Origin of the sequence: Salipiger pallidus (assembly GCF_014643635.1) — a bacterium.
GTDB classification, from domain to species: Bacteria; Pseudomonadota; Alphaproteobacteria; order Rhodobacterales; family Rhodobacteraceae; genus Salipiger; species Salipiger pallidus.
Genome location: NZ_BMJV01000004.1, coordinates 39,751 through 53,149 on the forward strand (window position 1 = coordinate 39,751; position 13,399 = coordinate 53,149).

12 protein-coding genes and 2 pseudogenes are annotated in these 13,399 nt (G+C 61.8%); 11 read left to right on the plus strand and 3 right to left on the minus strand.

All coding sequences use genetic code 11. The annotated features are described in order from the left end of the window. The first annotated feature begins 10 nt into the window (after positions 1-10). Positions 11-970 carry an aminotransferase class IV gene (locus tag IEX41_RS10300; protein WP_188790173.1) on the plus strand — a complete coding sequence of 320 codons (960 nt, stop codon included), beginning with the start codon at positions 11-13 and terminating at the stop codon, positions 968-970. After that, positions 970-1,494: a peptide deformylase gene (locus IEX41_RS10305; RefSeq protein WP_188790174.1), complete on the plus strand. Its 525-nt coding sequence runs from the start codon at positions 970-972 to the stop codon at positions 1,492-1,494. The genes IEX41_RS10300 and IEX41_RS10305 overlap by 1 nt, the downstream gene beginning before the upstream one ends. A 405-nt stretch (positions 1,495-1,899) precedes the next feature. On the opposite strand, the gene IEX41_RS10310 is transcribed toward IEX41_RS10305, so the two are convergent. Beyond that, the gene (locus IEX41_RS10310) at positions 1,900-3,186 is read right to left on the minus strand and encodes a 3-phosphoshikimate 1-carboxyvinyltransferase (protein WP_229673147.1); all 1,287 of its coding nucleotides are present in this window, start codon (positions 3,184-3,186) and stop codon (positions 1,900-1,902) included. Between the two features lie 78 nt (positions 3,187-3,264). On the opposite strand from IEX41_RS10310, the gene IEX41_RS10315 reads away from it, so the two are divergent. The 8 genes from IEX41_RS10315 (at position 3,265) to IEX41_RS10350 (ending at position 12,438) form a co-directional block, all read left to right on the plus strand. After that, positions 3,265-4,194 (plus strand): LysR substrate-binding domain-containing protein, encoded by a 930-nt coding sequence (locus IEX41_RS10315; protein WP_188790175.1) that lies wholly within the window; start codon positions 3,265-3,267, stop codon positions 4,192-4,194. Between the two features lie 241 nt (positions 4,195-4,435). Further along, a complete protein-coding gene (locus tag IEX41_RS10320; RefSeq protein ID WP_188790176.1) occupies positions 4,436-5,518 on the plus strand; it encodes an ABC transporter ATP-binding protein in 1,083 nt (360 codons plus the stop codon). Further along, the gene (locus IEX41_RS10325) at positions 5,515-7,155 is read left to right on the plus strand and encodes an ABC transporter permease (RefSeq protein ID WP_188790177.1); all 1,641 of its coding nucleotides are present in this window, start codon (positions 5,515-5,517) and stop codon (positions 7,153-7,155) included. The genes IEX41_RS10320 and IEX41_RS10325 overlap by 4 nt, the downstream gene beginning before the upstream one ends. A 17-nt stretch (positions 7,156-7,172) precedes the next feature. Further along, positions 7,173-8,156 (plus strand): extracellular solute-binding protein, encoded by a 984-nt coding sequence (locus tag IEX41_RS10330; RefSeq protein WP_188790178.1) that lies wholly within the window; start codon positions 7,173-7,175, stop codon positions 8,154-8,156. Positions 8,157-8,218: 62 nt separating this feature from the next. Continuing rightward, positions 8,219-9,424: a pyridoxal phosphate-dependent aminotransferase gene (locus IEX41_RS10335; protein ID WP_188790179.1), complete on the plus strand. Its 1,206-nt coding sequence runs from the start codon at positions 8,219-8,221 to the stop codon at positions 9,422-9,424. A 31-nt stretch (positions 9,425-9,455) separates the two neighbouring features. Next, positions 9,456-10,331 (plus strand): phosphonopyruvate hydrolase, encoded by an 876-nt coding sequence (locus tag IEX41_RS10340; RefSeq protein WP_188790180.1) that lies wholly within the window; start codon positions 9,456-9,458, stop codon positions 10,329-10,331. 69 nt (positions 10,332-10,400) lie between these two features. Beyond that, a complete protein-coding gene (locus IEX41_RS10345) occupies positions 10,401-11,813 on the plus strand; it encodes a Glu/Leu/Phe/Val family dehydrogenase (protein ID WP_188790181.1) in 1,413 nt (470 codons plus the stop codon). Positions 11,814-11,835: 22 nt separating this feature from the next. After that, positions 11,836-12,438 (plus strand): metallophosphoesterase family protein, encoded by a 603-nt coding sequence (locus IEX41_RS10350; protein WP_188790182.1) that lies wholly within the window; start codon positions 11,836-11,838, stop codon positions 12,436-12,438. A 69-nt stretch (positions 12,439-12,507) separates the two neighbouring features. Here the strand turns inward: IEX41_RS10350 and IEX41_RS21505 are convergent. Together IEX41_RS21505 and IEX41_RS10355 are read right to left on the minus strand one after the other, a co-directional pair. Beyond that, positions 12,508-12,714: pseudogene (locus IEX41_RS21505) on the minus strand (IS5/IS1182 family transposase); the annotation flags it as partial. Further along, complete coding sequence (locus IEX41_RS10355; RefSeq protein WP_188790183.1) at positions 12,698-13,054, minus strand: hypothetical protein; 357 nt, start codon at positions 13,052-13,054, stop codon at positions 12,698-12,700. The gene IEX41_RS10355 and the pseudogene IEX41_RS21505, both read right to left, overlap by 17 nt. On the opposite strand from IEX41_RS10355, the pseudogene IEX41_RS10360 reads away from it, so the two are divergent. Continuing rightward, positions 12,941-13,386 (plus strand): annotated as a pseudogene (locus IEX41_RS10360) (DDE-type integrase/transposase/recombinase); the annotation flags it as partial. The gene IEX41_RS10355 and the pseudogene IEX41_RS10360 overlap by 114 nt on opposite strands. Positions 13,387-13,399 lie beyond the last annotated feature (13 nt).

Genomic DNA, 13,399 nt, shown 5'->3' on the forward strand with positions numbered 1-13,399 from the left:
GCGACCACAAATGAGACTTACACCCGACCTCACGCCGGAATATTCAGACCCACACTCTTATCCCGCTGGCGTCGCCTGGCAGGACGGCCAGTACATCCCGGTATCGCAAGCGAAGATCTCGGTTCTCGACTATGGCTTCCTGCACTCGGATGCGACGTATGACACTGTTCACGTCTGGGACGGCGCGTTCTTCCGTCTGGATGCCCATATCGAAAGGTTCCTGGCAGGTGTCGAGCGGCTTCGCATGACGCTGCCGGTGTCCGTTCCGGAAATTCGCGAGATCCTGCACAACTGTGTCTCGCTTTCCGGTTACCGGCGGGCCTATGTCGAGATGGTTTGCACGCGCGGGACGGCGCGGGATTTCAGCCGCGATCCGAGAGCGGCCACCAACAGGTTCCTCGCCTTCGCCGTGCCTTACGGGTCGGTCGCTGATGACGCGCAGATGAAGCGCGGTTTGCACGTGACCATAACCAACACCACCCGTATCCCGCCAAGCAGTGTCGATCCGCGGGTGAAGAACTATCACTGGCTCGATCTGATCGGGGGGCTTTTCGACGCCTACGATCGGGGCGGCGAAACGGCCTTGCTGCTCGATAGCGACGGCAACATTGCCGAGGGGCCGGGGTTCAATGCCTTCTCGGTTCGCGATGGGGCCCTGATCACACCGGAGCATGGAGTCCTGCGGGGTATCACGCGCCGCACGGTCATGGAGATCGGGCACGAACAGGGCAGGACGGTTCGTGAAGGCACCCTGACAAGGGACGCGCTACGCAGTTCGGACGAAGTCTTCATCACTTCGACCGCAGGCGGGGTCATGCCCGTCACCCGGATTGACGGAGCGCCCGTGAACGATGGCGCGGTAGGGCCGGTCACCCGAGCCATCATGAGCACTTACTGGGCCTGGCACAAGGACAAGCGCTTCGTCGAGGACGTGGTTTACCCCAGCCAAGAGACGAAGGCGCCGAGTTGATGCCTGTTCGTGACGTACTGCTATTCGGCGATCCACGCCTGACCGCAAAAGCAGAGACCGTAGACATCGAGAAGGATAGCTGGAGGACAGACGCAGACGACCTGCAGCAGACCCTGGCTCATTTGAAAAGAACCATGGGGTTCGGTCGGGCTCTGGCCGCACCGCAGATCGGTTCATGCTTTCGGATGGTCGCCTTCGACTGTGAGCTGGGAACGTTCGTGGCGCTCAATCCCCGGATCGTCTGGTCGTCCGATAAGCGCCAACCAGTCTGGGACGACTGCTTTAGCCTGCCCGGAACGAGTGTCGCGGTGACACGAAGTGCTTCGGTTACGATGGAGTACAGTGGACTTGATGGGCGTGTTCAAATCCTGGCACGGCTTTGTCCGTCGCATTCCGAACTTGTTGAGCATGAACTTGATCATCTCGATGGGGTCTTGATGACACACCGGATGATCTCGCCTGTCTCTATTGTCGCGAGTCAGATGACCAGTCGCGCCGTCCACCCAGCAGGATCATCGACGTAACTAACCACTGAGTACGGACCCTTAAGCCTGAAGGCTGACAAGACATTGGGGAGCGGCGCAGCGAAGGGCAACTTCGGCCGCCATGCTGAGCTTGGGGCCTTGGGCTATGCCGCGCGACGACGTGAAGATCCGGTATGGGCAAACCGCGCTGCAGCAAAGCCTAAGCTGGCCAATGATCGGTGTGGGCCGGAAGTGCCGGACGACAGCAGATCCTTCATGGTAGCCATGTCCTCCATCAGTTGTGCTTGGTCTGTCCGGGTTGCGGTTTCCACACGCATTGCTCGCTGGCCCGCCGGGACCCGGGGAGCACGTGTGGCCACGCGAGCTCGGGGTGACGCTCTGCAATCTCTGCAATCTCTGCGCTCGAGGCTCTGGTAAACCGTCGCGCAAATGACGCGTTACGTGTTAAGCGAATGAGAGAATAACCCCGAGATCTTCCAGGCGCTTCCAATAGCTTGGAAAGGTCTTGTTGACGCATCCGGGGGCAAGAATGGATACGCCGGGGCAGCGCAGCCCTGCGAGAGCGAAGCTCATCGCCATTCGGTGATCCAAGTGGGGGTCTATCTCGCAGTCGAGCGCGTCGCGTCCTAGGGTTGGCCTGCCGTGAACAATCAGATCGTTCCCTGTAAGGGTTGCAAGGCCGGGTTGCATGCGGTTCAGTCCCTCGTGCAGGACTTGCAATCGATCGCATTCCTTGTGGCGTAGGTTTGAAATACCCGTGAAATGGACGTCTCCGTTCGAAAAGGCACTTAGAACGGCGAGGGCGGGGACCGCATCCTGCATTTGCGCGCCGTTGATGTGGTCGGGCAGCTCGGGAAATCGCCGCATGATCGCACGCGCCATCACGTCCGGCTGCTCTGACTGGGCGATGCCGAGGTCCAGCTGGCCGCCGGTGAGCGCTTCAGCAGCCCAGAAATAGGTTGCCGCAGAGGCGTCCGCCTCCACTTTCAGGCGCGTGGCGCGATACCCGCTGTTTGTAATGCCGATGGTCTGTGCGTCACGGCGCGTGATCTTTGCGCCAAAGGCACGCATGACGGAGATGGTCACATCTAGATACCCGCTGGCGTCGATCCGCGGTTCGGCGATGTGCAGCGTGGTGGGCCGCTCTGCCAAAGGTGCGATCATCATGAGAGCCGATATGTACTGGCTCGAAAGTGCCCCGCTGATCCGCAGGCCGCCGCCGGCGAAACGCCCGGAGCCGATGACGGTGCATGGCGGGCAGCCGGTCGGCGCTTCGATGGCAACGCCGGCTGCCTGGAGCGCAGACACGAGCGGTCCGATGGGGCGCTTGCGCATGTGACGATCCCCGTCCAGCTTGACCGGGCCGTTTGTAAGCACGGCAGCGGCGGCCAGAAACCGCATGGCCGTTCCGGCGTTCCCGAGAAAGAGCGGTGCGCCCGACGCGGTCCATTGGGCTGGTGGTGAGATCTTGAGATCGTCACCTTCGGAGATGCTGACCCCGAACGCACGCAGCGCGGTGATCATGTGCTGCGTATCGTCGCTGCGCAGGGCGCCGCAGATCCGCGACGTCCCGCGCGACAGCGCCGCAATCAGCAGGGCGCGATTGGTGATGGACTTGGACCCCGGAAGGCGGACGTGCCCGCGAAGGGCGCGCTCGGAGGGGTGGATGGTGACGCGCTGGGCCTGCTCGGCCAGTGCGCCAATCGGCGGGAGTGTCATGGTCTCGGGCATGATTGCTGACTAGCGGAACACGGCTTCCGGCCCTACGGTGTTCTTTGAACAAATGTGTTAGTTAAAGAGACCGATGAGATGCGTCGACTGCCTCCGCTGAAAGCCCTTTACGCCTTCGAGGCCGCCGCGCGCCACGAGAGCGTGACCAGGGCCGCAACCGAACTGAACGTCAGCCACAGCGCAATAAGTCAGCAGATCAAGATACTTGAACAGTATTTCAATCAGAAGCTTTTCGAGAAAAAGGGGAACGGGGTCACGCTGACCCCGAAGGCGCGTACCTTTCTGAAGGATGTGACCGAGAGCCTCGATCAAATCGCCGTTGCTTCAGAAAATCTTTCGGTTTCGCATGTGGTCAACCGGATCAGCGTCAACGCGACTCCGACCTTCTCGGTGCAGTGGCTGGTGCCGCGCATCGCGGAGTTTCAGCGCCAGTACCCTAGGATCGAGGTCAGGACGGAAACCTCGACAACCGACCTGCTGAGTAAGGAGTACGACGCCAGCGACATCATCATCAGGCGATTTCCGATGAAACGCACTGGCATGGAATGCACCCGTATTCTCGACGACATCACGGTGGCGGTCGCTTCACCGGAGCTGATCGAGCGTGATCCAGTGACGGAACCTGCGGATCTGCTGCGCTTCAAGCTGCTGCATATCAAAAGCAGGATCTCTGCCTGGCCCAACTGGTTTCGCAAGGCTGGCATCGAGACGAGCCAGACGCTGTCCGGGCAGATCTTCGACCACATCTTCCTGGGCCTCGCATCCGCCCGCAGTGGCGCCGGGATCTGCCTGTGCCCGCGCGTTCTGGTCGAGGACGAACTGGCTTCGGGCCGACTGGTGGCGCTGTTTCCTGAACATCAGGTGTCGGGCTCGGGATTCTATGCGCTCTATGACACCAAGAACCGGAACCTGCGCAACGTCGAGCGGCTCATTTCCTGGCTTAAAGACACATCGGACGACGAGGCGCAGGCGCCGAAGCAGGATGTGGAGTGGGAGCTCTATTCCTGACACCGGCGCAGATCGGACGCGCGGGCGAACTGCAAAGCTGGCGCGGCGTGCCTATTGTAACAAAAACTTATAATCTTAGTGAATTTTGCGCAAAATATGGGCGAAATAAAGTTAGTATGTAAGTAAAACTAACTTATGGGTTAGCGGAACGCGCTGGGATTGCGCGCCGCGTCGCCATTAGGTTCGCCGAAAGAGGCGGGCCGATCATACCCCGCACACACACCACCAGCGGGGTAAATCGGTGACTGAACTTTCCTTGAAAGATGTAAGTAAATCCTACGGCGGCGTAGAGGTCCTCAAGGGTGTCCGCCGGAAAATATCTGACGGCACGTTCTTCACGCTCCTGGGGCCAAGCGGGTGCGGGAAGACGACCCTCTTGAGGATCGTCGCTGGGTTCGTGTCCCCGACATCCGGTCGGGTCCTGTTCGGCGGTGACGATATCACCGGGATTTCGCCGCACCGGCGCGGTGTGGGAATGGTGTTCCAAGACTATGCCCTTTTTCCGGACAAGACGGTTTTCGACAATGTCGCCTACGGGCTGAGGGCGCGGCGCATCCCGGCCCGGACGGTCCGCACGAAGGTGCATGACTATCTCGACAGGGTGGGGCTTGGCGGCCTGGGAGACCGGCTGCCAAGCGAGATGAGCGGCGGTCAGCGCCAGAGGGTCGCATTGGCGCGCGCGCTCGTGATCGAGCCCCGGGTGCTGCTCATGGATGAGCCGCTGTCCAATCTCGACGCTTCGCTGAGGGTACAGATGCGGGACGTGATCCGCAGCCTGCAGCTTGAAACCAAAACCACAACCATCTTTGTGACCCACGATCAGGAAGAAGCGCTGGCGATGTCCGACGAGATCGCGGTGATGAAGAATGGTCGCATCGATCAGTGCGGCGCGCCGGTCGATGTCTACCGCAGCCCCGAGACGGCCTATGTGTCCGACTTCGTCGGCTCCGCCAACCTGCTGCCCGCGGAACTGCTGGGGGAAGTAGCCGGAGGGCTTCACCGCTTCCGCGTGATGGGAACCGAGGTTTCGGGGCGCATTACGCGGCAGTCGCAGACGGGGCGTTATCTCATGGTCGCGAGGCCTGAGAATCTTGGGCTCCGTTCATCCCAAGGCGCCGATCCCGGCGAGGGGCAGCTTCAGGGACATGTCGTCTCACTTCAGTTTCAGGGCTACCGCACGAGCTATCACGTCGCGCTTGCGGACGGTCGGGACATGCATGTCGAGACCTTCGGTGAGGATGGCGGCACCAGCATCGGACGCGGTGACGCGGTTGTCATCAGCCTTGGGAGCAAGTCGGTCTTCGTGCCGGAGGGGGACGCGTGAACCGGTTCTTTCCCTGGGTGCTTCTGACGGTCCTTGCTCTCGTCTTCCTTCTCATTTTCGTCGGATATCCCATTCTTGGTGTCCTCGCCCGCAGCTTCATCGGGGAGGGCGGGGGGCTGTCTCTTGACGGGTTCGCTACCTTCATGACGCGTGGCCGCTACCTCGAAGCGCTGATGAACACGATGATCCTCGGGGTCGTTGTCACCTGTACCTGCACAATCGTCGGCGTGTTCCTTGCGTTCGTAGTGGCCCGCTACGAGGTTCCCTTCAGCAACGTCATCATGCTGCTCCCGCTGTCGGTGCTGATCATTCCCGAGCTGATCTCGGCTCAGTCCTGGGTCATGGTCTTCGGGAACAACGGACTTGTCACCAACCTGTTCGATGCGATCGGTCTGGAGTTTCCGCGCTTCTACGGCTGGTTCGGGCTAGTCTATGTGATGACGCTGACCTTCTACGTCCACATCTTCCTTGCTGCTCTGGCAGCGCTGCGCGGCGTCGATCACAGTCTTGAAGAAGCCGGGCAGAGCCTCGGGACCGCGCCTTTGCCCACCTATCTGCGGGTGGTGTTTCCCACCATCATGCCGGCAGTACTGTCCTCGGGTCTGATCGTCTTCACGCTTGTGGTCGGGAACTTCGCGATCTCGATTGCCCTGGCGCAGCGGGTCGCCCTGCTGTCGGTCATGACCTACCAGAGCTTCATCAGCGAACTCGGCGGAAACCCGACGATGCAATCGACGCTGGCGACCGTCTCAATCCTGTTGGTCGCTGCCGTGCTGTTCATCCAGAAGCGTTACCTCGCCAAGCGTAACTACCAAATGGTGGCCGGTCGCACGCCGCCCCGTATTCGGCTGCGCGGCTGGAAATCCATCGTCGTGTCGGGGCTGGCCGGGCTGATCATCCTGCTCTCGCTTCTTCCTGCGCTGGTGGTCTTGGTCGGATCCTTCACCGTTTCGCGGGGGCCGGTGCTCTATTGGGGGCAGTTCACGCTCGAGCATTACCAGCGCATCTGGACCTTCAACATGCCGGTGATCGTCAACTCGCTGAAGTTCGCGTCGCTTGCCACTGTACTTGGCGTCACCTTCGCAACGCTGGTGTCGTACCTGCTGATCAAGAAGCGCACGGCGCTCAGTCCAGCGGTGGACTACCTGCTGCTGCTTCCTCTGACCATTTCGGGGACTGTGCTGGGCATCGCGCTGGCCCAGGGCTTCAACAGTGGGCCGGTGGTGCTGACCGGAACGGCGATGCTCATGGTGCTTGCCATGATGGTGCGGCGGCTGCCCTTCGGTGTCCGCAATGCCTCGTCCAACCTGCACAACATCTCCAACTCGCTCGAGGAGGCGTCGGTCAGCCTTGGCGTGCCGCCGATGCGGTCGGTTCGCAACGTTGTGCTGCCGCTCATGGCACCGGGCATCGCGGCGGCCGCGATCCTGACCTGGGTGACGACCGTGGCCGAGCTGAGCGCCAGCGTGGTCATCTACCAGGCCGGGCAGGAGACGCTGCCGATCCAGATCTTCCGCCTGATCTCTTCCGATCTGATGGCCCGGGCCTCGGCCTTCGGCGTCATCAACATGATCATCATCCTCGTTCCGGTCTTTGTCGGGATCAAGGTGATGAAAGTCCGTCTCTTCTCATCTTAACCAAAGGACCGAAGACCATGACTTTCCCAAATGCTTTCACCCTTCTTGCCGTATCGGCGACACTTTCAGTGTCGTCTGCGTCAGCCACCCTGGCTGCAGACGTGAACCTCTACACCTCCAACAGCGAGGATGCCGTTGCGCTGGTGCTGGATGCGCTGAACGAGCAGGCGCCCGACATCCGGGTCAATGTTATCGGTGGCGGCTCGGGCTCGCTTCTGCGCCGGATCGACGCCGAGAAATCCGCCCCCGCGGCGGACCTCTTCTGGAGCAGCGGCTTCTCGACCCTTGCCGGGTTCTCCGAGCTTTTCAGTGGCTATGACACGCCACAGGCCGACAACCTGTTGCCGTCGCTTCAGGCGCTGGACGACCCTTGGACCGGCACGAACACCCACGTCATGGTGCTCATGGTGAACGCCGATGTGCTCGATGGCAACGCCCCCGAGAGCTGGCAGGACCTGATGGATCCCGCATGGCAGGACAAGGTAACGATGGCAGATCCGGCCAACTCCAGCTCGGCCTACGCGCAGCTCTACGGCATTTACCAGCTCTACGGCGAGGACGGGGTGCGCAAGCTGGCGGACGTGGTCGAGGTGCAGGGCAGCACAAGCGGCGTCTACAAGGCCGTCGCCCAGGGCGAATACCCGGTTGGCATGACCATGGAGTACGCCGCGCAGCGCTACGTCGCCGGCGGGCAGGACGAGATCTCTCTCACCTATCCCTCCGATGGGACCTTCCTGTCGCCCGAAGGCATGGCGCTGGTGAAGGACGGCCCGAACCCCGAGGACGCGAAGCGGGTCTACGACATCCTGCTGTCGCGCGACCTCCAGCAGCAGCTTTTCGAACTGACCTTCCGGCGGCCCTCGCGCGGGGATCTCGATGAGGCAATCGCGGCAAGCGGTCTGCCGCTGATGAAAGACGTGAGCATTGTCGAGATCGACCAGACCGCCGCCGGAGACGAGCGCGAGCGCCTGCTCGACCTCTGGGCCGAGGCACGCGGCTGAACACTTTGGGGCGGCCCCCTCGGGGGCCGCTTCACCCAACTCCGAAAGGCAAAGACAAGACCATGGGAATCCTATCCTCGAAGCTGGCGGCGGTGAAACCGTCGCAGACCAAAGCCATGACCGCCCTCGCGGCCAGCCTGCGGGCAGACGGCAAGTCCATCATCACGCTCAGCCAGGGCGAGCCCGATTTTGCGACACCGCCCAACATCTGCAAGGCCGCAACCGATGCGATCGCCGCCGGGCACACCAAGTATACGGCGGTTGCCGGCATCACGCCGCTGCGCGAGGCCGTGGTTGAAAAGTTCAGCCGCGAGAACGGGCTGACCTTCTCGGTCGATCAGGTCACCGTCGGGTGTGGCGCCAAGCAGCTTCTGTTCAACGCGCTGGTGGCAAGCCTTGACGAGGGCGACGAGGTGGTGTTCCCGACGCCCTGCTGGGTGTCTTACCCCGAGATGATCAAACTGGCCGGCGGAACGCCAGTGGCCCTCGAGACCCGGGTCGAAAACGGGTTCATCCTCAGGCCCGAGGCGCTGCGGGCGGCGCTTGGTCCCCGCACCAAGTGGCTGATGCTCAACTCGCCCTCCAACCCGACCGGGGCCGTCTATTCACGTGACGATCTGCAGGCGCTGGCCGCCGTGCTGCGCGACTTTCCCGATGTCTGGGTTCTCGCAGACGACATCTACGAGCATCTTGTTTATGGCGATGCCGCCTTCGCCACCATGGCCGAGGTCGCGCCGGATCTTGCGGACCGCGTGCTGACGGTCAACGGGGTCTCCAAGTCCTATGCCATGACCGGCTGGCGCGTGGGCTATGCGGCTGGCCCGCTGGAGCTCATCAAGGCGATGAACACCGTACAGGGCCAGTCGACCTCCCACACCTGTTCGATTGCGCAACATGCTGCGCTCGAGGCGCTGACCGGCGATCAGAGCTTCCTGCCGGAGTTCCGCAAGGCCTTCCAGGCGCGCCGGGATCTCGTGGTGGGACTGCTGAACGAGGTCGATGGCCTGTCGTGCCGCACGCCTGACGGGGCCTTTTATGTCTTTGTCGCCTGCGACGCCCTGCTGGGCCGCACCGCGCCCTCCGGCAAGCGGATCGAAACGGACATGGATTTCGCCATGTACCTGATGGAGGAGGCAGGTGTCGCGGTGGTGCCCGGGTCGGGCTTCCTGGCCGACGGTTTCATTCGCATTTCCTATGCCTCCTCGGAAGAGGAGCTGCGGCAGGCCTGCAGCGCCATTGCCGCCGCCGTCGCGGCCCTTGCTGCCTGACATTCATTCCACAAATCAAGGACACCCGACTATGAGACCTACCAGCAAATGCCTTCGTGAGATCATTTCGTCTGGCGGCATGGCCCGCGTCATGGCGGCGCATGACCCGATGTCGGCCCGTCTGGTCGAGGAAGCGGGCTTCGACGCGATCTGGGCCAGCGGCTTCGAGTTTTCGGCCGCCATGGGGCTCGCGGACGTTTCGCTCGTGTCGATGACCCAGCATCTCGATAACATGCGGCGCATGGCCGACCGGTCGTCGCTGCCGATCGTGGCCGATGTGGATACGGGATATGGCAATGCGGTGAATGTCATACACACCGTGAAGCAGTTCGAGGCGGCAGGCGCCTCGGCGGTGGTGATCGAGGACAAGGCCTTTCCCAAGGTCACGTCTCTGATCGCTGGGGGCCGTCAGGATCTTTTGCCGATCCCCGAGAACCAGGGAAAGATCGAGGCGGCGGTGAGCGCGCGGCAGGATCCCGACTTTCTCGTCATTGCCCGCGTCGAGGCCCTGATCGCCGGGCGTGGCGAGGCTGAGGCATTGGAGAGGGCGCGGGCGTATGAGGCCGCGGGCGCGGACATGATCCTGATCCACTCCAAGCAGAAGACCCCCGATGAGATCGAGAGCTTCATCAACGCCTGGAACGGGGCCGTTCCCATCGTGATCGTACCGACGGCCTATCCTCAGATGACTGAGGCTCGCGCGGCTGCGTTCGGCAAGGTCGGCATGCTCATCTACGGCAACCATGCCATCCGCGCTGCCGTGACCGGGATGCAGAAGGTTTTCGCCCAAATCATCGCCGAAGGGGGAATCGAGACTGCGAACGACGAGATCGTGCCGGTGTCGGAAATCTTCCGCCTTCAGGACATGGACGATGTGAAGCAGATCGAAAAGCGCTTCCTGCGCTGAACAGAATTCAGGGGAGGGGGCAGTCTCTTCCTCCGCGACCTCCTGGCCATCGGGACACACGGAGCCATCATGTCCAGCACCCAGTTTCTTGCCGACGTCGACGCCATGTTCGACGATGCCGTTGCCTGCCTGCAACTCGAAGAAGGGCTCGCCACGAAGATACGCGTTTGCAACGCAACCTATGTTACCCGGTTCGGAGTGCGTCTCGACGGGCGCATGCACACCTTCACCGGCTGGCGGTCGGTGCATTCGACGCACAACTCGCCAGCCAAGGGCGGCATCCGCTTCTCGCCCGGGGCCAACCAGGAAGAGGTCGAGGCGCTTGCCGCCCTGATGACCTATAAATGTGCCCTGATGCGGCTGCCGTTCGGTGGATCGAAAGGAGCGCTGGCCATCGACCCGTCCGACTGGAGCGAGGCGGCCCTAGAAAAGATCACGAGGCGCTTCGCGCAGGAGTTGGTAACGCACAACTTCCTGGGATCTGCCATGAACGTTCCCGCGCCGGACATGGGGACCAACGAACGCCACATGATGTGGATTGCGGATGAGTACCGGCGGCACCGGCCACAAGACATCAACGCGATGGGCTGCGTAACCGGCAAACCGGTTGGCGGCAACGGGATCGAGGGGCGGACGGAGGCGACCGGGCGGGGCGTGCAGTATGCGCTGCACCAGTTCTTCCAGACCGAAACCGACTGGCGGCGGGCGGGGTTCGCGTCTGGAGAAATGGGCGCACTTCGCATCGTGGTGCAGGGTCTTGGCAATGTCGGGTATCACGCCGCCCGCTTCCTGAGCGAAGAGGATGGCTGCCGCATCGTACGGGTGATCGAACGGACCGGCACCGTCACCTGCCCGGAAGGCATCGACATCGTGGCGTTGCGGGCGCATCTCGACAGGGCACGGACCGTAATTGGGTTTGAGGGTGGCGAGGTCGCGCCGCCCGATGCCTCTGATCTCGAGTACCCCTGCGACGTCCTGATCCCGGCGGCCATTGAGGGCGTGATCCACGAGGGCAATGCCGCGCGGCTGCAGGCCCGCCTGGTGGTGGAGGCCGCAAACGGGCCGACAACCTACGCCGCCGACCGGATCCTGAGAGATCGCGGTATCACTGTCATTCCAGATCTTTTCGCCAATGCCGGCGGCGTGGTGGTGAGCTACTTCGAATGGGTAAAGAACCTCACGCATATCCCGTTCGGCCTTATGGAGCGGCGGCGCACCGAGGTGGGCAATCACAGGTTGGCCCGAACCCTCGAGCTGATGACCGGAAATAGCTTTCCCGAAGAGCACGAGAGCACATTCCTGCGCGCCGGGGCCGAGATTGATCTCGTGCGGTCGGGGCTTGAGGAGATGATGCGGTCTGCTTATGCGGCTATGTCGCGGCTGGTGAACGATCGGGGAACCTCGGTGCAGGATCTGCGCACGGCAGCCTATGTCCTCGCAGTAGGAGAAATTGCGGCAGCCTATCGGGCCATCGGGCTTTGAGCCACTTTTCAGAAAGGACAAGATGATGCGGATCCTTGCGTTTAGCGACCTTCACCGAGATCGCGAAACTGCCGCACAGATTGTGGCGGCCAGTGCTAATGCTGACGTGCTGGTGGGCGCAGGAGATTTCGCCATGCGCGGCCTTGGCTTGGCAGATACCCTTGATGTCCTGTCAGACGTGGCTGCGCCTCTGGTTGTCGTGTCTGGCAATCACGACAACTCCGCCGAATTGAGCGCTGCCTGCGAGGCGGCACCCATGCTTCACTATCTCGACGGGGATACTGTCTCGTTTGGTGGGGTAACCTTCTACGGTATTGGCCGCGAAATCCCCTTCCAGAAGGATGCGCCTTGGAGTGAAAGCCGTTCCGAAGACGCCGCACGCATGATGCTTCGGTCATGTCCGGAAGATGCCATTCTGGTTTCGCATGCGCCGCCGTACGGTGTCCTCGACCATCAGGCTGACGGACGATGTGGGGGAAGTCAGGCCCTGCGCGAACTGCTGGGGGAAAGGCCGCCAAGGCTGCACCTCTGCGGGCACATCCACCATTGCGCCGGGCAGAAGTCTCAGCTGGGCGCAACGCGGATCTTCAACCTTGGTCCGAGCCTGACCTGGATCGAATTTTGACCGCTGCCACTGTTGGCGCTGCAATCAAGCCTGACCTAGGAGTTTGGGTCATCATGATAACGGTCGCAATCACAACCGGATCGAGGCGATGTCGACACAGCCCAGGACGCTCTCAGTGGCTTTGTTGTGACGGGTCGCGATCCGCCGGGCATTCGTCAGCTTGTTGAAGCAGCGTTCTTCCAGGTTGCGTAGTCTGTAGAGCGACCGATCCACGCCCACACGCCTCCTGCGGGACTTCCGCTTAGGTATGAGTAGTGACCTACTCTCCGTGTCTTGGACAGCTTCCGAGATAGTTTAAGCCATTCTCTGGCTCTGCTGGTGGGTTGAAGTAGACCACGGCGGGCGGCTGTCTGCCATGGGCGGCGTGGCCCTCGTTTTGAATGTGGCAGGTCATCTGCTGGACGCAGTAGAACGGGGTTTCCGGGAACTGCCGGTCGATTACCTGCACCAGTGCCAGGTTCATCTCGGTCTCGCCCAGCGGTGCACAGTAGAACGATAACCACGAGATCGACAGCAGGAGGCCATTGGACCCAACGATGTGTGGGCGATGGACTTTCTCCACGACCAGCTCGCCTTGGGCAAAAAGCTGCGCATCCTGATCGTTGTCGACAGGCACTCACGCCTCTGCCCGGCAGCCGATCCACACTTCACCTACCGGGGCGAGGACGTCGTGCAGACGCTCGAACGGATCTGCGGGCAGATCGGGTATCCAAGAACGATCAGGGTCGACAACGGCAGCGAGTTCATCTCTCGCGACGTCGATCTCTGGGCCTATGCCAACGATGTCACGCTGGGCTTCTCACGACCGGGCAAACCGAGCGACAACGGATTCATCTTGCGTCGGGGCAAACACTCCCCCGGACTGTTTGCTGATCCCTCCTCACCTTCAACAGCAAACTCAGGGCTGAATGCCTGAACGCGCATTGGTTCATGAGCCTTGCGGATGCCATCGGCAGCTTCC